We start from the raw sequence: 22,422 nt of genomic DNA on the forward strand, positions 1-22,422 counted from the left end.
CGCGCGGACCTCGCCCGACGGGCGGTCGGCAGGGGCCGGGAGGGCCCGCCGGGGCCTGGGGGACATGTCCCGGCGGGCGGGGGATCAGGAAGCGATGCACACCGTGAAGATGTGCATGATGGCACTGAACAACGACTTGCCTCTCAACGTGCTGACGGATACGTACAGTTGAACTGGCGTCATATATTCATACAACGCCCCGGCAGAATATACGTATCCGGTTACGGGTCAAGATTCTCGATCAAGAGAACCTCAGTTCGGTCGATTCTTGATCGATATCGTTTGATCTTGTCCTGCTCAGGCGGTTCCTGATCGACACCGCCGTCCTCTTCAACTCCCGCGCCTCCACCGGCGCCCCCGTCGCCGCCCGCAGCTCCGCCAGCCGGTCCAGCGTCTTCGCCTCCTCCAGCGGCGACTCCACCCGCCGGTTGACGGCGAGCGCCGCCGTCAGGTGCTCGTCCGCCTCGCGGAAGCGCCCGGTGCGGATCTCGGCCGCGGCGAGGTCGCGCAGGGCGTGCCCCTCCTCCTGGGCCGCGCCGATCCGCCGTGCCAGGGCGAGCGCCGCCCACTGGTGGGCCATGTCCTCCTCGTTCCGGCCCGCCCGGCCCAGCGCCAGGCCGAGCACGTTGAGGGCGATGGACTCGTGGCGCCGGTCCGCGATGTCGCGGAAGGTGGCCAGGGCCTGCCGGCACAGGGCCAGCGACTGCTCCACCTCGCCCGGTTCCAGCAGTGCGTGCGCCAGGTTCATCTCGACCGCCGCCCGGTTGGCGCGGCTGCCCACGGCCCGGGCGAGGGCCAGTGCCTGGGTGTACGCGCGGATCGCCCGGTCCCCCAGGCCCAACAGGGTGTAGATCTCCCCGGTGTTGTTCAGGGCCTGGCACTGACCCCGGCGGTCGTCGATCTCACGGAAGCGGGCGAGGGCGTCGAGGAAGCACTCCAGCGCCTCCGGGTGCCGTCCCAGCTCCAGCAGGACGAACCCCATGTTGTTGAGGCAGCGCGCCTGCTGTAATCGGTCGCCGGTGCGCATGTGGATCGACAGCGCCTCCTGGACGAAGGCCAGCGCCTCGTGGTTGCGCCCCGTGTACAGATGCGGCAGCGCGAGGCAGCGCAGCGCCTCGGGTTCGGCCTCGCGGTCGCCGGTGACCCGGGCCAGGGCGAGCGCCCTGCGCGCCTCGGCGATGGCCTCGTCGTAGCGCGCCGCGGTGTTGCGGACGGCGCTGAGGTCGAGCAGGGAGCGGGCCTCGGCCCGGCGGTCCGCCGCTTCGCGCCAGTGCGCCACGGCCCGCTCGTGCAGTGGTTCGGCCACCGTCCAGAGGCCCTCGGACTCCAGGAACCCGCCGAGGACGTGGGCGAGCGGCGCGGCTTGGCCCGGCGGGGCGCACCGCCGCGCGTGGTCGAGGAGCGCGAGCAGGTTGGCGGCCTCGGTGGCGAACCACTCCCGCGGACCCGCCGGGTCCAGCCACGAGGGCGCCTCGGCGGGCGGCCGCGCGAGGGTGACGGGGGTACGGACGCGGTGCGGGAACAGCGCGCGGTCGGCGCGGTCCGCGCAGAACAGGTAGTAGTCCGTCATGCGCCGCACGGCCCGTTCGTCGTCCCCGGGGTCCTCGCCCCGCTCGTCCGCCGCGAGCGTACGGGCGTACTCGCGCAGTAGGTCGTGGATGCGGTAGCGGTACGGGGTGGGCTCCTCCAGCAGGTGGAAATTCAGCAGGTCTTCCAGTACGAGCTCGGTCTCGTCGAACGGGAGCCCGGTGAGCGCGGCGGCCGCGTAGACGCCGAACTCCGAGCCGATGTGCAGGCTGAGCCGGTGGAACGCGCTCTGCTGCACCGGGGTCAGGGACCGGTGGGAGAAGGCGAACGCCCGGGCCAGGTCCCGGGAGCCGTCACGGATCTCGGCGAGCCGGCCCGGTCGCGAGAGCCGGTCCACGAGGTCGCGCGCCGTCCAGGAGCCGTGGCACAGGAAGCGGCTGGCCGCCATCTCGATGGCCAGCGGGAGGTAGCCGCACAGCCGGACGATCTCGGCCGTCCGCTCCTCGTCCGCCGGGCGCCGGGCCCCGACGCGGTCCTGGAAGAGGGCGATCGCCTCGGCCCGGCGCAGGACGTCCAGGGAGATCGGACGGACGCCGGGCAGGCCGGTGAGCCGCCGTCTGCTGGTGATGACGAGCTGTGAGGGGGTGGCGCCGGGGAGCAGCGGGAGCACCTGCTCGGGCCCGGCGGCGTCGTCCAGCACGACGATCGCGCAGCGGTCGGCCAGGACCGTGCGCCACAGCGCCGTCAGCTCGTCCAGGTGCCTCGGGAGCCCGTCCGCCGGCACGCCGAGCAGCCGCAGGAGCCGGCCCAGCGCGGCCTCCGGGGTGAGCGGCTCCTGGAAGGACGCGTGCGCGCCGAGGTTGAGGTAGAGGCGCCCGTCCGGGAAGCGGTCCCGCAACTCGTGCGCGGCGTGGACGGCGAGGGCCGTCTTGCCGACGCCGGCCATGCCGTCGATCGCCTCCAGGGCCACGACGGCGCGCGGGGTGCCCGACGCCGGGGTCAGGGCGGTGGCGAGCCGGTGCAGCTCGTCCGTCCGGCCCACCCAGGGGATGTCGTGCGGCAGGTTGTCGGGCACGGCCGGCCGCTCCCCGGCCCGTTCGGCCGCGCCCGCGCGGGGCAGCAGCTGGATCGCCGGCGAGCCGTTGAGGATGCCGTGCTGGACGCGCTGGAGCTCCTCGCCGGGGTCGGTGCCGTGCTCGGTGACCAGCCGGTGGGTGAGCTGCCGGAGCAGCTGGGTCGCCTCGGCGGTGCGGCCGCAGCCGTGCAGGGCCAGCGCGAGGTGCCCGGCCAGCGACTCGTGGGTGGGGTGCCGGCCGGCGAGCGCCGACAGCTCGGGCACGGCGTCGGCGAAGCGGCCCAGCCGCAGGTCGAGTCCGGCCCGGGTGAGGGCGGCCGCCAGGCCCGCGGCCTCGGCGGTGGCGCGCACGTGCTCGGCCCAGGAGCCGGACAGCCCGGTCAGCGGCTCGCCGCGCCACAGGCCGCCCGCCTCGTCCAGCAGCCGGAGCGCCTGCTCGGCGTCGCCGCTCTCCGCCAGCGCGCGGGCCCGTGCGGTCAGGCTCAGATAGCGGCGCAGGTCGACGGACTCGGGGTCGGCCTCCAGGACGTACGCGTGGGCGTGGTTGGTGAGCACCGGCGCGCCCGGACCGCCGACCTTGCGGAGCGCGGTGCGGATGCGGGAGGCGTAGGTGTAGAGGTTCTCCCGCGCGCGCCGGGGCGGGTCGTCGTCCCAGACCCGGTGGATCAGGGTGTCCAGGCCCACCGGGCGGCCCACGTCGTGGGCCAGCGCCGCGAGCGTACAGCGGGCCTTGCCGGAATCCAGTCCGCTGCGCCGCCCGTCGGCCCGCATCTCGATGGTGCCCAAGAGCCGGAACTCCACCTGCGCCCCTTCCGTCGGGACGTCCGATCGGAGGGATGAGCATGACACAGCGTCAAACATTGGTGCCAGGTGGTGAAGGAGCGCCTTGAATTCGGTTGTTGCGCCGTCAGATGCGATCGGAACCGGTCCCGGAGGGGTAGGGCTCAGGCCAAGGATTGCCGAATGGCCATGTCATGTGCTTGCGAAGGCGTGGCCGTGCAGGGGGGAGGGACATGGCGGCGGAACCCATGACGGAGCGGGAGCTCACCGAAGCGTTCGTGCGCGCCCTGCCGCCGGACGGGCCGTACGGCCCGGCGGCGGGCCGGGCCCTGGAGGAACTGACCGGAACCGCCCGGGAGTCGGACCCGGCGCTCGCCGCCGCCTGGGCCGGCGCGGCGGACGCGGACCCGGCCCGCCTGGCGGACCTCGCCCGCGCGCTGCACCGCCGGCTCGGGGCCGGGCGGGCGGAGGGGGAACTGCGCGAGGGGTTACGGGGCTGGCTACGGGAGTACGCGCCGGCCCGGGAGGGGGGCGCGCACCGGAGGGACGGGCCCGGCGCCCCCGCCGCCCGTACGGTCGATGAGGGCGCGGACCGTACGGGCGGCGGGGCCTCTGAGTGTGCGGTCGGTGGGGAGGCGGACCGTGCTGCCGGTGGGGCCTCTGGGCGCGCGGTCGGCGAGGGCACGGACCGTGCTGCGGGTGAAGCATCTGAGGGTGCGGTCGGCGGGGACGTGGACCGTGCTGCCGGTGGAGCCCCTGAGCATGTCGGTGGGGAGGCAGACCGTGCTGCCGGTGAAGCCCCTGAACGTGTCGGCGGGGACGCGGACCGTGCTGCCGGTGAAACCCCCGAGCGTGCGGCCGACCGCGCCGGAGGGCCCGTCGTCGGGCACTCGTCCGCGCATGTCAACAGCCTCTCCGGGCACACCCGGGTGGCCGGCTCCAGTGTTCAGGCCCGGGACATCCACGGCGGCGTCCACCTTCACCAGCCCGCCCCGCCCGGGCGGCCCCCGGTGCCGCGCCAACTCCTGCCCGTACCGGCGCACTTCACCGGCCGGGCGGGCGACCTGCGCGCCCTCGACGCCCTGCGCGCCGCCCGGCGGGCCTCCGCCCCCCAGGTCGCCGTGGTCAGCGGCCCCGCCGGCGTCGGGAAGACCGCCCTGGCCAGCCGCTGGCTGAGCGCGCTGACCCCGGAGTTCCCCGACGGCCAGCTCTACGCCGACCTGCGCGGCCATACCCCCGGCGGCCCGGCCGGTCCCACCGAGGCCCTGGCCGGATTCCTGCGCGCCCTCGGAGCGGCCTCGATCCCCGGTTCCCTGGCCGAACAGGCCGCCCTGTGGCGCTCGTTGACCGCCGGGCTCCGGCTCGTCGTGATGCTCGACAACGCCCTCTCCGCCGCCCAGGTGCGCACCCTGCTGCCCGCCGCGCCCGGCAGCCTCGTCGTGGTCACCAGCAGACACCGGCTCACCGGGCTCGGCGTCGACGGGGCGGGCTTCCACCAGGTCGGCATGCTCGACCCGGCCGCCGCGCTGGAGCTCTTCGCCCGGGGCGTCGGCGGCGACCGCGTCGCGGCGGACCGCCCGGCCGCGCGCGAGGTCGTCGACCTGTGCGCCCGGCTGCCGCTCGCCGTCTGCCTGGCCGCCGCGCAGCTCGCCGCCCGCCCCCGCCGCCCGGTCGCCGCCCTCGCCTCGGCGCTCACCCGTGGGCGCGGCCCGCTGGAGACCCTCGGAGTGGAAGGGGACACCGCCGTGCGCACCGCCCTGGACGAGTCGTTCGCCGCCCTCCCAGCCCGGGCCGCCGACGCCTACCGGCGCATGGGACTGCTCCCCGTCACCCGCTACGACGGGCCGATGGCCGGTGCCGTGTGCGGCGTACCGCCCGAGGAGGCCGAGGACCTCCTGGAACTGCTCCTGGAGGTGAACCTCCTGGAGGAGGCCGCGCCGGGGAGCGCCCCCGGCGACCGCTACCGCTTCCACGACCTCGTACGCCTGCACGCGGGCGGCCGGGCCGAGGCCGACCTGCCGGAACCCGAACGGCGCGCCACGCTCCGCCGCTTCGCCGACTGGTGCCTCGCCACCGCCACCTCGGCCGAGGCCCTCCTCACCCCGAGCCACCGCACCCTGGACCGCGACTACGCCCACCCGCCCGTACCGCCGGTGGCGTTCGACGCCCAGGGCCCGGCGCTGGCGTGGCTGGACGAGCACCGCTTCGACCTCATGGCCGCCGTCCGCCTCGCCGCCCGCGAGGGCTGGGACGCGAGCGCCTGGCAGCTCGTCGACGCCATGTGGCCGCTCTTCCTCCGGCTGCGGCCCTATGACCTGTGGACGGAGGCCCACGCGCTCGGCCTGGCCGCGGCCCGCCGCGCCGGGCACCGCGCGGGCGAGGGCCGGATGCTGACCTCCGGCGGCAACGGCCTGTGTCACACCGGCCGTTTCGACGAGGCCGCCCGCTGGTTCGAGGACGCCCTGCGCCACGCCGGTGAGGACGGCGACGAGCGCCAGCGGGCCCAGGCCCTGCACGGGCTCGGCCGGGCCCACTTCGGCGCGGGCCGCACCCAGGACGCCGAACGCCACTACGCCCACGCCCTCGCCCTCCGCGAGGCCATCGGCTACACCCGGGGCGCGGCCCTCTCCCGCGTGTGCCTGGGCGAGATCGCCCTGACCCACGACCGGCCCGGCCTCGCGGCGGAGCGGCTGGCCACGGCCCGCGCCGAACTCGTCGCCGAGGGCGACTCCTACGACGCGGCCCGCGCGCTCGCCCTCCTCGGCCACGCCACGGCCCGCGGCGGCCACGCCCGGACGGGGATGCGAAGACTCCTGCGCGCCCTGGTGGAGTTCGAGAACGCCGGCTCCGTCCACTGGCAGGCGCGGACGATGGAATACCTCGGGCAGGCGTGCCAGGAACACCGGGCCCTCGCGGAGGCGGCCCGCTGGTTCACCCGCTCCCTGGCCCTGTACGACCCGGTGAGCCCCACCGACGCGACCCGCCTCCGCGCCCGCCTCCGCGAGCTCCCTCCTCGGCCCCGCCCCGGCCTGTGACCGGGGGCCGCGCCCCCGGCCCCCGGGCCGTGCCCGCGTGGTGCCCCGGGCCGGTCCCCGGCCGTGGGGCGGCCCCGGGTCTCCCGCCGCCCGGAGGCCGCGCTCCCCGCCCTCCGGCTGTGTCCCGCGCGGTGTCCTCAGCCGCCGGGCGGAACCGCGTCTCCCGCCCGCCCGGGACCGGCCGCCCAGGGCAGCGGGCCCGGGCCCCCGGCGGCGAGCGCCCGCAGGCGCAGCCGCAGCGACGTCCCCGCCCCCGAGAGCCGTACCGCGCCCAGCTCCTCCAGCGCCCGCCCGGCCGTGAGCCAGCCGTGCAGGAACGACGCCAGGACGGCGCCCACCGGGCCCACGGCCCCCGCCGGGACGGGCGGGCGCGGGGACGCCGTCAGCAGCCGGCCGTCGCGGAGGCCGATCACCCAGCACCCGGTCGCGTCCGGCACCGAGGCGAGCAGACAGCCCGGGTGACGGGCCAGCAGCCAGCGCGCCCGGCGCGCCGCCGCGGCCGGGCCGGGCGCCGGGCGCCCGCAGCGGAGGACGTCGGCGGTCTCCGCCCAGCGGCCGTCCCGGCGGGCGTCCGGGTCTACGCTCCAGTGGACGTCCACCCCCGCCGGCCGATCCGGACGGCCCGTCCGGCCGGGCCCGGGGTCCGCGCTCCAGTGGTCCCCGGCCGTCAGCTCCACCGTCGCCGGGCGCAGGTCACCGGCGGTCAGGCGGACGAGCGCCAGGGCGCGCCCCGCGGCCGTCACGTGCCCGGCCCGGCCGCACCGGGCACCGGGACGCCGCCGTCGTCGAGCGGCGGCGGCACGGCGGCCGGCTCGGTGACCGGCGCGTAGGCGGGCTGCCCCAGGCCCAGCAGCCGGTACATCAGCGCGCGCATCCGCCGGTTGAAGCGGCCCGGCTCGGAGGACAGCAGGGCGGCCACCCGCGCGTACTCCCGCCGCCGGTACTCGGCCGCCGCGTACCGCAGCTGCCCCTCCAGCGGGTGCAGCGGCGACAGCGCGGGCGCGGCCAGCGCCAGCGCCGCGGCCGGTGAGGCCGGGTGCACCTCGCGCTCGGGGAAGCGGGCGAGCAGTACCGGCGCCCGGGTGACCGTGGCGTAGGACGTCAGCGAGCCGTGGTCGCCGAGCACCGCGTCCGCGGACACCAGCAGCGCCCGCCAGTCCGCCTCGGGCGGTACCAGCGCCAGCCCGCGGGCCCGGCAGCTCGCCAGCCAGGTACGGACCTGCCAGTCCCCGTGCCCGGCCCACACGTTGGGGTGCACGAGCACCGCCACCCGGTACCGGTCGGGCGGCAACTCGCTGAGCAGCCGCGGCAGCAGCGCGTCGAAGCGGCCGAAGGACGAGGACGGGCCCCAGGTGGAGGTGACGACCACCAGCTGCTGCCGGTCGGTCAGGCCCAGCCCTCGGCGGTAGGCCGCGCGGTGCGGCAGGCTCGCGGCGATCCGGTCGTAGCAGGGGTCGCCGACGACGGTCGCCACCGGCACCGCCTCCGGGCACCAGCGTGTCAGCTCGGCGAGGTCCCGGTCGTGGGCGAGCGCGACGGCGGCCGGCACCACCCGGCCGCCGCGGGTGAGGTACTCCCGGCTCAGCATGCCCGCCGGGCGCTCGGCCGCCGGTGCCGAGGTCCGTTCGCCCTCGCGCAGCAGCTTGATGTGCCCGGCGCCGTGCGAGAGCCGGATCAGCGGCCCGCGCACCTTCTCGATCCCCCGGGAGCCCGCCGCGAGCGCCAGGTCGAACTCCTCGCGGACCGCCGCCCGCCACGGCAGCACCGCCACCCCCAGCTCCCGCAGGAAGCGGCCGGCGCCCTCGCCGAGCGCGTGCGGGGCGACCGTGAAGGCCACCTGGATCCGCAGATCACCTTCCATCAGTGAGAAGACGTCGCGCAGCCGCTGGCCGTAGGTCACCGTGTGCACGACGACCAGGACGCGTTTGCAGTCCGGCAGCGTCAGCCACCGGCGGTCCGGCTCCGGGCAGCTCCGGATCGTGGACATGGGCACCATCCCCCTCCTCGTCGACCGGCCTCCCCGGCCGGTCGTGGCTCGGACCCAGGGGATTCCCATGCCGTCTGACGGAATGCTTGCAGCGACCTCGACGCATCCTTGCCACGCTCCGCGGGGGCCGGCTCACGGGCCGTCATCAACCCGTGGTTAAGTTCGTGGCCCAGCCGTGACGTGGCACGGACTAGTGCGAGGGCTTCCTCCCGTGACAGGATGCTCTCCGCGGCCGGAGCTTCTTAACTGGCCGTGAGGTGACGTGGGGAAGATCGCGGAAACAAGCTCGTGAGGACGGAGCGGATGGCAACCGGGGGCGACAGGTCGGCAGGCGACGCGGGCAGCCCGCTCGCGGCGCGGCTCAACTACCTGTTCGCGAACATGCATCCGCCCGGCGCCCCGTACACCAACGCGCACGTGGCGGAGGAGATCTGCCGCGGCACCGAGGAGTACGGCGGGGTCAAGCTCACCGAGCAGTATCTGTCGATGCTCCGCAACGGCCGCCGTGCCAACCCCAGCCCGGACGTGCTGCGCGCGCTGGCGAAGTTCTTCGCCGTGCCCGTCGGCTATCTGATGGGCGACCTCTCGGCCTCGCAGGCCGAGCGGGTGGAGGAGGAGGTCCGTTTCCTCGTCGCCATGCGGGACCAGCGGGTCCGGGCCATCGCCCTGCGCTCCGTGGGGCTGCCGCCCGAGGTCCAGGACAGCCTCAACACGATCATCGCCCAGTTCCGGCAGCAGATGAACCTTCCGGCCGACCCGCCCGACGCGGGTGGCGAGGAGCGCTCGTGACCGTCACGGCGGATGACCGGCTCTTCACGTACTGGCGGCGTACCGAGGACGAGGACGGTGCAGGGATGCGAGTGGGGCGCATACGGCGCCGGTGCAAGCAGCTCATCCAGGAGCTCGCGCTGCCCGCGTCCACGGACCTCCAGGGCCTCTGCGACGTCGTCGCGGGCCGGGTGGGCCGCCCCATCCGCCTGGTGCCGATGAGCCTGAACGGCGTGGTCTCCGGCATGACGGCCACCACCGACGACTCCTTCTGGGTCATCTACGAACAGAAGACCTCGCCCTGGCACCAGGTCCACATCGTCCTCCACGAGATCGGCCACCTCCTGCTCGGCCACGACCAGGACCCGGCCGTCACCGAGGACGCCCTCAAGGTCTGGACGCCGTCGGTCGACGTGGCCACCGCCATGCGCCGGATGGGCCTGACCATGGGCCTCGCCCGCCACCACTGCTACGACAACCTCACGGAGCGCGAGACCGAGATCCTCGGCACCCTCCTGATGGAGAAGGTCGTGCCCCCGCCGCCGGGCCAGGAGGCCCCGCTGGAGGGCGAGGCCGCCGCGCTCGCCGCCTCCCTCGGCCCCGCGCTCCAGCACGTGCGCCGGCAGCTGAGGGAGGGAGGCGCCGATGTTTGACGCCCTCTACCTCACCTTCTCCGCCGTCACCTGGTGCATCGTCGGCTACAAGGCCCGCGCCTGGTTCCGCGACCGGGGCAATGTCGACCTGGGCCTCACGGCCCTGATGACCGCCGGCGTCCCCATCGTCTTCCTCTTCTCCGCGCCCAGCGTCTACCGCGCCTTCGACCGCCTGACCGGCGTGGCCAACCTCGCCATGGTCTTCCTCTACTCGGCCGTGGTGCTGTTCGCCTCCGGCGCCACCGTGCTGCTCCTGCGCTGGACCAGCCGGGGCGACGCGGCCGCCGAGGCCCGGGCCGCCGCCCGGTCGCGGTTCGCGGTCGGCGTGGTGGCCGTCGCCTGGGCCACGGCCGTCGTCTGCTTCGCCGTCGGCCGTCCGGACGACGTGGAGCACCCCCGGGACTTCAGCACCGCCTACGCCGACGCGCCCGGAGTGGTCGCCTTCCTGGTGCTGTATCTGGCCATCTTCGGCACGAGCCTCGCGGGGCTCGGCGCCCTGTGCCCGCGCTACGCCGCCCGGCTGGGCCGCTCCTGGCTCGCCAAGGGCCTGCGCACGCTGGCCGCGGGCTGCTGGCTCGGCCTGCTGTACTGCCTGTGCAAGCTGGTCGGCTTCGTCCTGTCCTGGACCGGGAACGAGCTCTACTGGCTCTCCAACGGCGTGGCGCCGATGAGCGCCTCGGTGGCCGCGCTGCTGGTGCTGCTCGGCTTCTCGCTGCCCGCGGCCGGCCCCCGGGTCGCCGCCTGGCGGCGGCTGCGCCGGCTGGACCCGCTCTGGCGGTCCGTCACCGCGCACGCCCCCGAGGTCACCATCGACGAGAACCGCTGGTCGGCCCGCTGGCCCTTCGCCGACCTGGAGTGGCGGGCCAACCGCCGGATGGCGGAGATCCGCGACATCCAGCGCGGCATCCGCCGCCATGTCGAGCCCCTGACCCTGGACCTCGCCCGGGAGAAGGCCGCCGCCGCCGGCCTGGACGAGCGGCGCACCGCCGCGGTCGTCGAGGCCGCGGCCCTGCGCCGGGGCCTGGCCAACCAGACCACCGGGCACGTACCGGCGCCCCACGCGGACAGCGTGGTGGTGACGGTCAGCGCGGACCCGGCCGAGGAGCACGAACACCTGGCCCGCGTCGCGGACGTCTACCACGATCCACTGGTCGACGCGGTCCTCACCGACCTACGGGAGATCACCGCGGCGAGCCGTCCCTGACGGCGCGCGGCCCACAGACGAGGCGGCCATGGACGGGGGTCAAGGCCGCCTGCGCCACAGGCCGGCGCCGGGTCCGTAACCATTCGGACCCGGCGCCGCCCGTGCGTGTCACCCGCCGGTCCCCGGCACCCGCGCCCCTGTCTAGAGTCGGGTTCCATGCAGAACTCCGCCCTGCCCGGCGCCTCCGCGCCCATCGACCTCGCCGCGCTGGTCAGCGACCCGTACGGCACCTACGCCCGGCTCCGTGAGGCCGGCCCCGTCCACCGCTTCACGGGCCCGGACGGCCGGCCCGCCTGGCTGGTCACCCGCTACGAGGACGTCCGCGCGGGACTCGCGGACCCCCGGCTGTCCCTGGACAAGGCCCATGCCGCACGCGAGAACTACAGCGGGTTCTCGCTGCCGGCCGCCCTCGACTCCAACCTGCTGAACATGGACCCGCCCGACCACACGAGGGTGCGGCGCCTGGTCGTCAAGGCGTTCACGCCCGGCCGGACGGAAAAGCTCCGGGAGCCGGTGCGGCGGACGGCCGAGGCGCTCCTCGACGCCGTGGAGGCCGGCGGCCGCGCCGATCTGATCGCCGATTACGCGGGGCCCCTGCCCATCACGGTCATCTGCGACCTGCTGGGGGTGGCGCAGGAGGACAGGAGGGACTTCCGGGCCTGGACCGACGCGATGATCGCGCCCGATCCCGAGCGCACGCACCTGATGAAAGAGGCCATCGGGGAACTGCTGGCCTTCTTCACCGGGCTGATCGCGAGCAAGCGCGCCGCGCCCGCCGACGACCTGCTCTCGGACCTGATCGCGGTCCGGGACGGCGAGGGCGACGACCGGCTCTCGGAGGACGAGCTGACCTCGCTCGCCTTCCTGATCCTCTTCGCGGGCTATGAGAACACCGTGCACCTCATCGGCAACACCGTCCTCGCGCTCCTGGACCGTCCGGAGCTGATGCGTCAGTTGCGCATGAATCCGGACGGAATGAGGGCCGCGTTCGACGAGTTCACCCGCTGGGACGGGCCCGCACCGCTGGCGATCCGCCGCTTTCCGGTGGAAGACGTCGAGATCGGGGGCGTGACCGTGCCCGCGGGGGAGACCGTGCTCCTCTCCGTGGCCTCCGCCAATCGTGATCCTCGTCACTTCGACGATCCGGAACGGCTGGATCCGAACCGCGCGGAAAAGGGGCATCTCGGACTGGGGCATGGCATCCACTACTGCCTGGGCGCGCCGCTGGCCAGGATGGAGACGGAGATCGCGCTGGCAGCGCTGCTGGAGCGGTTCCCGGGGCTGGCGCTCGACGTGCCGCGCGAGGAGCTGAAGTGGCGGCCCTCGGTGCGGGCGCGTGGCTTGATTTCGCTGCCTGTTCGTTGGAAATAAGCAAAGCCGAACAGATTTTTGATGCATAACCCATCGTTGATGAGGTAGAACTGTCTTCGAGCCCGCCCGGTGTGCATCCCCCGTCGCACCGGGCGGGCCTTCGACTTCGGCGGCCCGGCCGCCGGGCAGCGGACCCGGACGGCCCGTCGGCGATCAGGCCCCGGGCGGGAACTTCAGCAGCGCGACCGCCGCCAGCATCTGCACGCTCACCGCGGCCACCGCCTTGTGCGTCGGCAGATGGTGCTGCCCCCGGATCAGCAGCGCCGCGAAGGCGTAGCCGAAGGCCGAGGTGATCCAGGCGGCGGCCCGCACCGGATAGGAATCGCCCGGCAGGCACGCGTCGAGCGCCAGCCGCGGCAGGTCCGTCGCCCAGAAGATCACCACGAACAGGGTCACCGTCGGACCGAACTTCCCGTTGCCACCGAGCCGGCGCGCGATGGCCTGGGTGGCCACCCCCAGCAGCAGGCTCGCCAGGAGCAGCACACCGTCGGCGAGGGCCATCGCCTCCAGGGCCTGCCCGGGGCCGACCCGCCACCCCTCCCAGAAGGAGTCGTTGCCCAGCGTCCCCAGCGCCCCGCAGAGCAGGCACAGGAAGGCGGCGGCCCCCCAGACGCTCCGGTCCCGCGCCTCGTCGAGCACTTCGACGGGGCGGAACCAGAGCCCGAATATGAGGCGGTGCCACAGCAGCTTGCGCGGCGCCCTCCGGGGCCGCACGGGCTGCGAGGGTGGGGACGAAGGGGACGGGCTCACAGGCATGGATGCAAGTTCTATCACCCGTCCGGACCAGTCACCGGTGGCCGGTCCGGAAAACGGGCACCGCGGGTGATCCAGGGTCAGACCGGTGCGGGCGCCGCGCCGTCGGGGTCACCGCCGGGCCCGGGGCGCGGACCCGCCCCCGGGCCGTCGCCGCTCGCGGTGCCGGGGTCCCCGTCCGGGTCCACCCCCGGGCCGGCGGCCGCCAGATACTCCTCCGAGATCTCCCGGGGCCCGAACGGCCACACCTTCTCGTACCGCGCCCACAGCAGGAACGCCGCACAGCCCGCCGCGACCCAGGCCAGCGACCATTCGATGGGGTGCCGCCCGGGCGAGTTCTCGTCCGCGTAGCCGTAGATGACCAGCCAGCCCACCAGCGCCACGAGGCTGGGCAGCGGATAGAGCCACATCCGGTACGGCCGCCGCAGCGCCGGCTGACGGCGCCGCAGCACCGTCACGGCCAGCACCTGTGCCAGGGCCTGCACGATCACCATGACGGTGGTCAGCAGCTGGATCAGCGTCGCCAGATCGGTATGACGGCCGATCAGGAAGCCGACGGCGGTGACGACGCCCATCGACGCCAGGCCCAGCACCGGGAAGCGGTGCCTCGGGTGGAGCCTGCCGAAGGCGCCGAAGAAGACCTTGTCCCGCGCCGCGTCGTAGGGCACCCGGGACCCGCCGAGCAGGCCGGTCAGCACGGACGCCACCGCCGTGACGAGGATCAGCACCGTGACGGTCTTCGCCGCGCCGACGCCCCAGGCTTTCTCCAGCACCGCGGAGGCCACCGAGGACGAGGCCGCCGAGTCCGGGTCGAGCATCTGCTTCCAGTCGACGACGCCCAGGGTGCCGATCTGGAGCAGCAGGTAGATCGCCATGATGCCGAGGATGGAGAAGACGATGGCGCGCGGCAGGGTGCGCCCCGGGTTCTTGATCTCGGCGCCCATGTAGGCCGCGGTGTTGTAGCCGAGGTAGTCGTAGATGCCGATAGTCAGGCCCGCCGCGAAGCCGATCCAGAAGTGATTGGTGGTCAGCTCGAAGGCGTGCGCCGGGTAGGTGAAGGCCCGGTCGGGGCTGAAGTGGGTGAAGGCCGCCACGATGACCAGCACCACGGACGCGATCATCACGCACCACAGCACCACCGTGATCCTCGCGATGTTCTCCACCCGCCGCCACAGCACCGCCAGGATCACCGCGATCACGGCCAGCCCGATCAGGTCGCCCTGGGTCCGGCCCATGTCCGGCCAGAGGTAGCCGAGGTACTGCACGAAGCCGATGATCCCCGTGGACATGCCCAGCGGGATGAAGAGCATCGCCGTCCAGACGAACAGGAACGGCATCAGCCTGCCGGTCCGGTACTGGAACGCCTGCCGCAGATAGACGTAGCTGCCGCCGGCCCCCGGCAGCGAGGCGCCCAGCTCGGCCCAGATCAGCCCGTCGGCGAGGGCCAGCACCGCGCCCGCGACGAACCCGATCACGGCCTGCGGTCCGCCGAAGGCCGCCACCATCAGCGGGATGGTGACGAACGGCCCGATGCCGCACATCTGGCTCATGTTGAGCGCGGTGGCCTGGAAGAGCCCGATGCGGCGTACGAACCCGACGCGCGGCTCCGGCGGTTGTCCCGTGTCTGCCATGGCGGTCAGCCCTTTCTCGCGCCTGACGGTGCCCCACTGCACTGGTAGCACCGGGGTGCCGGAGGCGTCCATGACCTGGACGCCGGTGGACCGTCCGGGCGTTCTGCCGCCGCCCGGACGGCGCAGTGTAGGTTCCGGTCGCGGGGCGGCGCGGGTGATCGCGCGAAATCATGGGCCGGACGCCGGAGACGGCGGCGGGGACGGAGGGCGGACATGCGGGTGCGCGGGGCACGGGTGGCCGTCGTCGGCGGGTCGATCGCGGGGTGCGCCACCGCGCTCGCCGCGGCGCGGGCCGGCGCCGGAGAGGTCGTGGTGTACGAGCGGGCCGCCGACGGCCTCCAGGACCGGGGCGTCGGCCTCGCCGTCCACGACGACCGCTACACCGAACTGGCGGCGGCCGGGCAGCTGGGGCCGGACGTCCCCTGGCGGCGGCTCACCCGGCGCCCCTGGATCGTCCGGGACGGCGCGGCGCCCGCCGGACGGGTGGTGGGCGTGCTGCCGTTCCCCTTCCGCTCGTACAACTGGGGCTCGCTCTGGCGGGAGTCGCGCGCGGGGCTGCCCGCCTCCGTCGGCTACGTCCGGGGCTCGGCCGTCGAACGGGTGCTGCCCGAACCCGGCGGCGCCGTGCTGCGGTTCGCCGACGGGCGCACCGAGCGCTTCGACCTGGTCGTCGGCGCCGACGGCTACCGCTCGGCCGTCCGGGCCGCGACCCGCGCGGCCACCGTGCCCGCGTACGCCGGGTACCTGGCCTGGCGCGGCACCCTGCCGGTGGAGCTGCTGCCCGGCCCCCGCGACGCCTGGCCCGAGCACGACGCCGCGACCGTCACCTTCCCCGGCGGCCATATGATCGTCTACCGCATTCCGGGCCCGGGAGGCCATGGCACCTCCGCGAACTGGGTCTTCTACACCGCGCCGCCCGCCGCGCTGGGCCCGGCCCTCCGGGACCCCACGAGCCTGCCCGCCGGCACGGTCACCGACGAGCTGGTCTCCCATCACGCGGCCGTCGTCGAGGAGCACTTCCCGCCGTACTGGCAGGAGGTCGTCCGGCGTACGCCCCGGTCCGGGACATACGTCCAGCCGATCTACGACCTGGCCGTGCCGCACTACGGCGAGGGCCGGCTCGTCCTCGCCGGGGACGCGGCCGCCGTCGCCCGCCCGCACTCCGGCAGCGGAGCGGTCAAGGCCCTCCAGGACGCGGCGGTGCTGGAACGCGTGCTGCGCGAGGCGCCGGACCTGGACGCCGCCGTGCGCGCCTACGACGCCGAACGCTCGCCCACCGGCCGGGCTGTGGTCGACGTCGGCCGCCGGCTCGGCCACGCGCAGGTGCGGGCGACGCCCGACTGGGCGGCCATGGACCAGGAGGCCGTCGAGGAGTGGTGGCGGACGTCGGCCGACGGCGGCCGGGGCTTCGGAGGGCACGCCCTGACGGGGCCGGGGGAGTGAGGGCGGAAGCCGCCTCCCCAAGGTGCCCTCCGGGGCGTTGCGGACCCTTACTGCACATCTATGGCAACTGCCACATCCTTGCCACAAGCGCCGGTCGGAGCGCTATGGTGGCCCGGCCGTGGTGTTCGGGAAGACCGGTGACAGGCCCTCGTGGCCCGAGTCCGGAGCGGCCCTCGCCACTGTGATCGGGGAGTTCCCGTTCCGTTCCGCGCACCGCCACGGCGCGCGGAGCCACTGGCCGCAGCCCGCGGCCGGGAAGGCAGGGGCGGGCGCGCACGAACCCGTAAGCCAGGAGACCGGCCACGGCATCTCACGCGATGATCCACGAGGTGCTTGGAGCGTTCACCCCCGATGACCCTGCCCGTCGACACCCCCACAGCCATCCCCGGCGAAGCGCCGCCCTCCTTCCGCTGGCGCCGCCAGGACACCGTACGCACCGCGGGCCTGCTGGCGGTCATCGCCGCCCTGCACGTCGTCGCGTTCGGCGTGCTCTACCTGCTCGTCGTCCCCGACCACTACACCGTGGGCTCCAAGGTCTACGGCGTCGGGCTCGGCATCACCGCCTACACCCTCGGCATGCGGCACGCCTTCGACGCCGACCACATCGCCGCCATCGACAACACCACCCGCAAGCTGATGGCCGACGGCAAGCGCCCGGTCTCGGTCGGCTTCTGGTTCGCGCTCGGCCACTCCAGCGTGGTGGTCGCCATGGCGGCCCTGGTCGCGGGCGGCACCCAGGTCGCCGGGACCCTCCTCGACGAGGAGTCCACCACCCACCAGACGCTCGGCGTGGTCGGCACCACCGTCTCCGGCGGCTTCCTCTACCTCATCGCCGCCCTCAACCTCGTCGCCCTCGCGGGCATCCTGCGCATCTTCCGCGCCATGCGCGAGGGCCGCTACGACGAGGCCGAGCTGGAGCGGCACCTGGACTCGCGCGGCTTTATGAACCGCGTCCTCGGCCGCTTCACCCGCTCCATCACCCGCCCCGGCCAGATGTACCCGCTGGGCTTCCTGTTCGGCCTCGGCTTCGACACGGCCACCGAGGTCACCCTCATGGTGATGGCGGGCAGCGGCGCCGCCGCCGGCCTGCCCTGGTACGCGATCCTGTGCCTGCCGCTGCTGTTCGCCGCCGGTATGAGCCTCTTCGACACCCTCGACGGCACGTTCATGAACTTCGCCTACCAGTGGGCGTTCTCCAACCCCGTCCGCAAGGTCTACTACAACCTCACCATCACCGGGCTGTCGATCGCCGTCGCCTTCCTCATCGGGACCATCGAGCTGGTGAGCGTCCTGCACGAGAAGCTCTACCTCGACGACGCGCTGACCGGCTGGATCGCCGGCCTGAACCTCGACAACGTGGGCTTCGTGATCGTCGGCCTGTTCGTGGTGGTCTGGGCCGCGGCGCTGGCGTACTGGCGCTTCGGCAAGGTCGAACAGCGCTGGGCGGCACGCACGTCGGCGGCGGTCGTACCCAAGGGCTGACGGCGGGCGGGCGACGGCGGTCCGCGTGTGACTAACAGGCCAATCTTCCCCATCAGGGGCCCCTGGGGCCACACCCGCTGTCATCATGACCGCCGATCCTCACCGTGGGCTCCCCGCAGCCCTCGAACAGACGGGAATCCGGCATGCTCGGAAGATTGCGCACTCTCGCCGCGGCCCTGGCCGTCACCGTGACCCTGGGCGTGGGCACCGCCCAGGCCCAGGGTCACGACCGGGCGGCCAAGCCCACGAAGCGCGTCTACAACTCCATGCAGTTCGCCCACCCCTCGGCCCCCGACGCCTTCTGCACCATCGGCGCGGTCGGGACGGACGCCCACGGGCGCAAGATAGCCATCTCGGCGGGCCACTGCGGCGGGAGCGGAAGCTACGCGGACCGCGAGATCCCGGAGAACGACCTGCCCGTCTACGACCGCCAGGACTTCGACTACGGCCCGATCGGCTACATCCGCTACTTCAAGAGCCCCGAAGGCTCGATGACCGGCCATGCCACCAAGGACTACATGGTCATCGAGCTGGTCCCGTGGGTGACGCTCTCCTCGCAGGGGCCGTACCTGAAGCAGACCGGCATGGTGGAGGTCCCCGGCGGCGCCCCCAGCCCCAACGCCGTGTCGCCCGCCCGCGACGACGAGCGTCTGCTCGGCGCCTCGCTCTTCGACAACAACGAACTGGTGGTCTCCGGTCAGCTCGGCGTCTGGTACGGGCGCGTCACCAACAACTCGCGGGGTGTCTACCAGTGCCACGCCCCGCACCAGGCGGGCGACTCGGGGGGCCCGGCCATCTGGCACGTACCGGGCAGCGCGTACCCGTCGGAGGCCAACGGGTTCAAGGCGGAGGGCCCCTGGGCCGGCATCACCAAGGCGCGCATCCTGGGCATCCCGCCCTACGTCTACACCAGCTCGGCGAACATCCTCGCGGACCTTCGGGCCCGGGACGAGGCGGATCCCGCGGACATCTTCGGCGGCGGCTTCAAGGTGACGACCAACCCGTAAGGGGGGCGGCCCGACCGGGCCTCGGCGCGACGGGCTTTTCCCCACCCCGCCCCTTCCCGCTGTATCCGATGTGCGGCTCCGCCGCGTGGCGGGGGCTCCGCCCCCGGGCCCCCTTCCGCGCTCCGCGCGGTGTCCTCAATCGCCGGACGGGCTGAATTTCCGCCCGGCCCGAGCAGAATCAGCCCGTCCGGCGCTTGAGGACATTCGGGAAGGGGCGGGGTGGGGAAACCCCGCCCACCCTTACGCCGCCCCACCCCGCCCCGCAGGGAACGGCACCGAAGCCAGCACCGGAAGCACCCACCCCTCCTCGTGGTCCAGATGAGCCGTCAGCTCCGCCACCATCCGCCCCAGCTCCGCCCGGAACCGCACGGGATCCGCCGCCCCCGCGTCCCGCAGCAGCGCCAGGATCCCGTCCTTGATCCGCGCGACCGTCCGGTGTTCCTCCCGGAGCCGGTCGAGGGCGTCCCGCAGCCGCGGGTGGTGCTCCGCGAGCGCGGGGAAGACGTGTGCGTCCTCACTGGTGTGATGGAACGTCAGGGCCCCGCAGAACGCCAGGCAGTGCTGTCTGATCTGCATGCCCAGGCCCGGCGCCGGCGGGGCGTCCGGGCCCCGGTGGGCCGCCACCGCCGCGAGATGGGCGTCGGTCTCGGCGAGCACGTGCTTCAGCTGCGCGCGCAGCCAGGTGTGGACCTCCAGCAGCTTGTCGGCGAGCGTGACGATCTCGCGGGCGCCTCCCGCGTCCGGGTGCCCGGAGCGCTCCAGGGCCACGACGGGCAGGCGGCGGGAGGTCCGCTCCTGGTAGTCGGCGTAGCCGGGCGCGGCCCGTGTGACATGGGCGAACAGCCGGTCGCGCCGGGCGCCCTCGGCGGGGACGGCGACCGCCTCGAACTCCTCGGTGCCCAGCTCCACCCGCACCACGGGATGGGCGAGCAGGTTGTGGTACCAGTCGGGGTGGGCGGGCGCGCCGAGGTTGGACCCGACGACCAGCAGGAGCCCGCCGTGGCGGACGTAGCCGAGCGGGGTGGTGTGCGGGGCGCCCGACCTCGCGCCGGTGGTGGTCAGCAGCAGGAGGTCGCCGCCCTCGAAGGGGCCGCCGACCTTTCCGGCGCCGGCCCGGAACTCCTCGATGACGGACTGGTTGAACGATATGGGCATGACGGTGTGGGCTCTCCGGAGCGGTACGTGATCCGCGGGTGACCGCGGTGACGGTGAAAAGGGGCGCGAGAGGGCGCGGTGGCGTGCGAAGAAGGCACGCGACGGCGCCGTACGGTCAGGCGCTGCCTGTGAAGTGAGAACTCATGGGGGTCACCCTCTGAGGAAAGGTGTCTCGCCCGGTCGCCGGCCCGCCCACTGCTCTTCGGCCGGCGCCACGCGGACACGCGCCCCATTACAGCCATGCGCCGGCCGTCGTGTCAATGCGGATTCGGCGGCCTTACGACGCCGTCAGCCGGCGCGGCCCGGAATCTCGGCGTCCCCGCCCGGGTTCGCGGGAAAGGGCTGGTCATGGCCGGTGGTGGGCGACGCGCACACGCCGAACCACGCGGCGACCCCGAGGACGACTGCGACGAAGCGGCGCATGCGAAGTTCCTTCCGGTGCGGGAGAGTCGGCGCGAGCGGGCGGCTCGGCGGCCGGGTCGCCCGAGGGCTGCCCAGCCCCCGGAGCGCGCATGCGCCGCTCACCCGAACGTGGCCGGGGTACGGGGCGCTGGCCCTACGTTCAGGTGAACTCCACCGGGAACAGCGGTCCTTGGCGGTGGCCCGGGTGCACGGACGGCCTTACCGGTCCGGCCCGGAGGGCCCGGTGCCGGGCGGCTCCGCCTCCGTCACGGCGCCGCCGCGGGCAGGACGACCTCGAACCGGCAGCCTCCCGGTACGTTCCGGACGGCCGCCCGGCCCGCGTGGGCCTCGACGATGCCGCGGACGATCGCCAGGCCGAGCCCCGCCCCCGGGGGCGTCCGCGCCTGTGAACCGCGCCAGCCGGTGTCGAAGACCCGCGGCAGGTCCTCCTCCGGGATGCCGCCGCAGCCGTCCGTGACGGACAGGACGACCGTGTCCGCGGCGCGCCGCGCGGCCACGGCGACCGTGCCGTCGGCCGGGGTGCGGCGGATGGCGTTGACGAGGAGGTTGCCCAGGACGCGCGTCATCTCCTTGCCGTCCACCTCGACCGGCACCGGGTCCACCCCGTCGCCGACCAGCCGCACGCCGTGCTCGCGCGCCAGCGGCCCCGCGCCGGCGAGGGCGTCGCCCACCAGGTCGTACACCGACATCCGGCTGGGGTGGAGCGGCAGCGCGCCCGCGTGGATGCGGGAGAGCTCGAAGAGGTCCCCGACCATGGAGTCGAGCCGGCCGACCTCCGTGCGGATCTGCCGGAAGTAGCGCGGGGGGTCCTCGGCCAGGCCGTCCTCCAGCGCCTCCGACATCGCGCGGAGCCCGGCCAGCGGGGTCCGCAGGTCGTGCGAGATCCAGGCGACGAGCTCGCGCCGGGACGTCTCCAGCGCCTGCTCCCGCTCCCGTGACCGCGCGAGCCGCTCGCTCGTCGCCGCGAGCTCGCGGCCGAGCGCGGCCAGCTCCGCCGTCGCGTCGCCGGCGGGTGCCGCGAAGTCGCCGTCGTCGCCGAAGGAGCGCGCGGCGAGGGTCAGCGCGTTGCTCCGGGCCACCACCCACCGGCCGAGCAGCAGGGCGGTGGCCAGGGAGACCACGGCGGCCATCGCGCAGACCGTGGTCACGACCGTCAGGTCGTGCGAGGAGAGGAACATCGCCCGGGCCACGGCCAGCGTGCCCGCCAGCATCGCGGTCACCGGGACGGCCGCGACCACGGTCAGCGACACGGCCACCGAGCGGTGCCGCAGGGCGCGCAGCGCGAGGGCGCCCAGCAGCCCGGCCGCGGCGGCGCCCAGGAAGGCGAACAGGGCGATCAGCAGGACGTCACGCATCACGGGCCCCGTCCCCGGGAGGGGCGGCTCCGGCGGTGGTGCCGTGGGCCGGGTCCCCGTCGGTCCCGAAGCGGTACCCCACGCCCCAGACGGTCCGGATCAGCCGGGGCCGGGCGGGGTCGTCCTCGACCTTGGCGCGCAGCCGCCGCACGTGCACGGTCACCGTCGACAGATCGCCGAAGTCCCACCCCCACACCTCGCGCATCAGCTCCTCGCGGGCGCACGCCCGGCCCGGATGCCGCATCAGGAACGCCAGGAGGTCGAACTCCCGCAGGGTGAGGGAGAGCTCGGCGCCGTCCTTGGCGGCGCGGCGGCCCACGGGGTCGAGGGCGATGCCGCCCGCGCGCAGCGGCGGCGCCGTGCCGGGGCCGGCGGCCGCGGCCGTCGTCCGCGCCTGCGCGCGGCGCAGCACGGACGTGACGCGCAGCACCAGCTCGCGGGGGCTGAAGGGCTTGGTCACATAGTCGTCCGCGCCGACCTCCAGACCCAGGATGCGGTCCTCCTCGTCGCCGCGCGCCGTCAGCATGATGACCGGTACGGGCCCGTGCTCGCGGAGCCTGCGGCAGACCTCCAGGCCGTCCATGCCCGGCAGCATCAGGTCGAGGACGACGAGGTCGGGCGGGGACGCGGCCGCCCGCTCCAGGGCGGCGGGCCCGTCCGCGACGCGGTCGACGGCGAAGCCGGCCCGGTCGAGGTATCCGGCGACGACCTCGGCGACGGTCGGGTCGTCGTCGACGACGAGAACCCGGGCGGGGTGGTGCGTGGCATGCATG

The 22,422-nt window shown here is 74.4% G+C and carries 17 protein-coding genes and 1 riboswitch; of the genes, 8 read left to right on the plus strand and 9 right to left on the minus strand.

What is annotated here, in order from left to right; genetic code table 11:
• Positions 1 to 241: 241 nt before the first annotated feature.
• Positions 242 to 3,403, minus strand: coding sequence for an AfsR/SARP family transcriptional regulator (locus AF335_RS06380; RefSeq protein WP_170127611.1), 3,162 nt, complete (start codon positions 3,401 to 3,403; stop codon positions 242 to 244).
• A 212-nt stretch (positions 3,404 to 3,615) separates the two neighbouring features.
• Between AF335_RS06380 and AF335_RS06390 the strand changes: the two genes are divergently transcribed.
• Positions 3,616 to 6,417, plus strand: coding sequence for a tetratricopeptide repeat protein (locus AF335_RS06390; RefSeq protein ID WP_244926939.1), 2,802 nt, complete (start codon positions 3,616 to 3,618; stop codon positions 6,415 to 6,417).
• A gap of 137 nt (positions 6,418 to 6,554) precedes the next feature.
• Here AF335_RS06390 and AF335_RS06395 read toward each other — a convergent pair whose 3' ends face one another.
• Both AF335_RS06395 and AF335_RS06400 read right to left on the minus strand, forming a co-directional pair.
• The gene (locus tag AF335_RS06395) at positions 6,555 to 7,160 is read right to left on the minus strand and encodes a hypothetical protein (protein ID WP_102917303.1); all 606 of its coding nucleotides are present in this window, start codon (positions 7,158 to 7,160) and stop codon (positions 6,555 to 6,557) included.
• Entirely contained in the window at positions 7,157 to 8,404 is a 1,248-nt protein-coding gene (locus tag AF335_RS06400) for a hypothetical protein (protein WP_102917868.1), read from the minus strand. The genes AF335_RS06395 and AF335_RS06400 overlap by 4 nt, the downstream gene beginning before the upstream one ends.
• Before the next feature lie 303 nt (positions 8,405 to 8,707).
• Between AF335_RS06400 and AF335_RS06405 the strand changes: the two genes are divergently transcribed.
• The 4 genes from AF335_RS06405 to AF335_RS06420 all read left to right on the plus strand — a co-directional run bounded on the left by AF335_RS06405 (position 8,708) and on the right by AF335_RS06420 (position 12,400).
• Positions 8,708 to 9,193 (plus strand): helix-turn-helix domain-containing protein, encoded by a 486-nt coding sequence (locus tag AF335_RS06405; RefSeq protein WP_102917304.1) that lies wholly within the window; start codon positions 8,708 to 8,710, stop codon positions 9,191 to 9,193.
• The gene (locus AF335_RS06410; protein ID WP_102917305.1) at positions 9,190 to 9,825 is read left to right on the plus strand and encodes a hypothetical protein; all 636 of its coding nucleotides are present in this window, start codon (positions 9,190 to 9,192) and stop codon (positions 9,823 to 9,825) included. Before AF335_RS06405 ends, AF335_RS06410 begins: the two co-directional genes overlap by 4 nt.
• A complete protein-coding gene (locus tag AF335_RS06415; protein WP_102917306.1) occupies positions 9,818 to 11,029 on the plus strand; it encodes an MAB_1171c family putative transporter in 1,212 nt (403 codons plus the stop codon). The genes AF335_RS06410 and AF335_RS06415 overlap by 8 nt, the downstream gene beginning before the upstream one ends.
• A gap of 156 nt (positions 11,030 to 11,185) precedes the next feature.
• On the plus strand, positions 11,186 to 12,400 hold the full coding sequence (locus tag AF335_RS06420; protein ID WP_102917307.1) for a cytochrome P450 family protein: 1,215 nt from the start codon (positions 11,186 to 11,188) through the stop codon (positions 12,398 to 12,400).
• 153 nt (positions 12,401 to 12,553) lie between these two features.
• On the opposite strand, the gene AF335_RS06425 is transcribed toward AF335_RS06420, so the two are convergent.
• Positions 12,554 to 13,114, minus strand: coding sequence for a YIP1 family protein (locus tag AF335_RS06425; RefSeq protein ID WP_244926940.1), 561 nt, complete (start codon positions 13,112 to 13,114; stop codon positions 12,554 to 12,556).
• A gap of 119 nt (positions 13,115 to 13,233) precedes the next feature.
• Positions 13,234 to 14,784: an APC family permease gene (locus AF335_RS06430; RefSeq protein WP_102917870.1), complete on the minus strand. Its 1,551-nt coding sequence runs from the start codon at positions 14,782 to 14,784 to the stop codon at positions 13,234 to 13,236.
• A gap of 213 nt (positions 14,785 to 14,997) precedes the next feature.
• Between AF335_RS06430 and AF335_RS06435 the strand changes: the two genes are divergently transcribed.
• From AF335_RS06435 to AF335_RS06445, 3 genes are all read left to right on the plus strand, one after another.
• Positions 14,998 to 16,227, plus strand: a complete 1,230-nt coding sequence (locus AF335_RS06435) for an FAD-dependent monooxygenase (RefSeq protein WP_221505176.1) — start codon at positions 14,998 to 15,000, stop codon at positions 16,225 to 16,227.
• Between the two features lie 102 nt (positions 16,228 to 16,329).
• A riboswitch (cobalamin riboswitch) is annotated at positions 16,330 to 16,546 on the plus strand.
• 32 nt (positions 16,547 to 16,578) lie between these two features.
• A complete protein-coding gene (gene nicT, locus AF335_RS06440; RefSeq protein ID WP_102917308.1) occupies positions 16,579 to 17,709 on the plus strand; it encodes a Nickel transporter NicT in 1,131 nt (376 codons plus the stop codon).
• A gap of 143 nt (positions 17,710 to 17,852) precedes the next feature.
• A complete protein-coding gene (locus tag AF335_RS06445) occupies positions 17,853 to 18,716 on the plus strand; it encodes a chymotrypsin family serine protease (RefSeq protein WP_102917309.1) in 864 nt (287 codons plus the stop codon).
• A 240-nt stretch (positions 18,717 to 18,956) separates the two neighbouring features.
• Here AF335_RS06445 and AF335_RS06450 read toward each other — a convergent pair whose 3' ends face one another.
• The 4 genes from AF335_RS06450 to AF335_RS06460 form a co-directional block, all read right to left on the minus strand.
• Positions 18,957 to 19,871, minus strand: coding sequence for a nitroreductase/quinone reductase family protein (locus AF335_RS06450; protein ID WP_102917310.1), 915 nt, complete (start codon positions 19,869 to 19,871; stop codon positions 18,957 to 18,959).
• A gap of 288 nt (positions 19,872 to 20,159) precedes the next feature.
• Entirely contained in the window at positions 20,160 to 20,294 is a 135-nt protein-coding gene (locus tag AF335_RS36150; protein ID WP_260421953.1) for a hypothetical protein, read from the minus strand.
• 245 nt (positions 20,295 to 20,539) lie between these two features.
• Positions 20,540 to 21,649 (minus strand): sensor histidine kinase, encoded by a 1,110-nt coding sequence (locus AF335_RS06455; protein WP_102917311.1) that lies wholly within the window; start codon positions 21,647 to 21,649, stop codon positions 20,540 to 20,542.
• Positions 21,642 to 22,421: a response regulator transcription factor gene (locus tag AF335_RS06460; RefSeq protein ID WP_102917312.1), complete on the minus strand. Its 780-nt coding sequence runs from the start codon at positions 22,419 to 22,421 to the stop codon at positions 21,642 to 21,644. Before AF335_RS06460 ends, AF335_RS06455 begins: the two co-directional genes overlap by 8 nt.
• Position 22,422 lies beyond the last annotated feature (1 nt).

Origin of the sequence: Streptomyces eurocidicus (assembly GCF_002891295.1) — a bacterium.
In the GTDB taxonomy this organism is placed as follows: domain Bacteria; phylum Actinomycetota; class Actinomycetes; order Streptomycetales; family Streptomycetaceae; genus Streptomyces; species Streptomyces eurocidicus.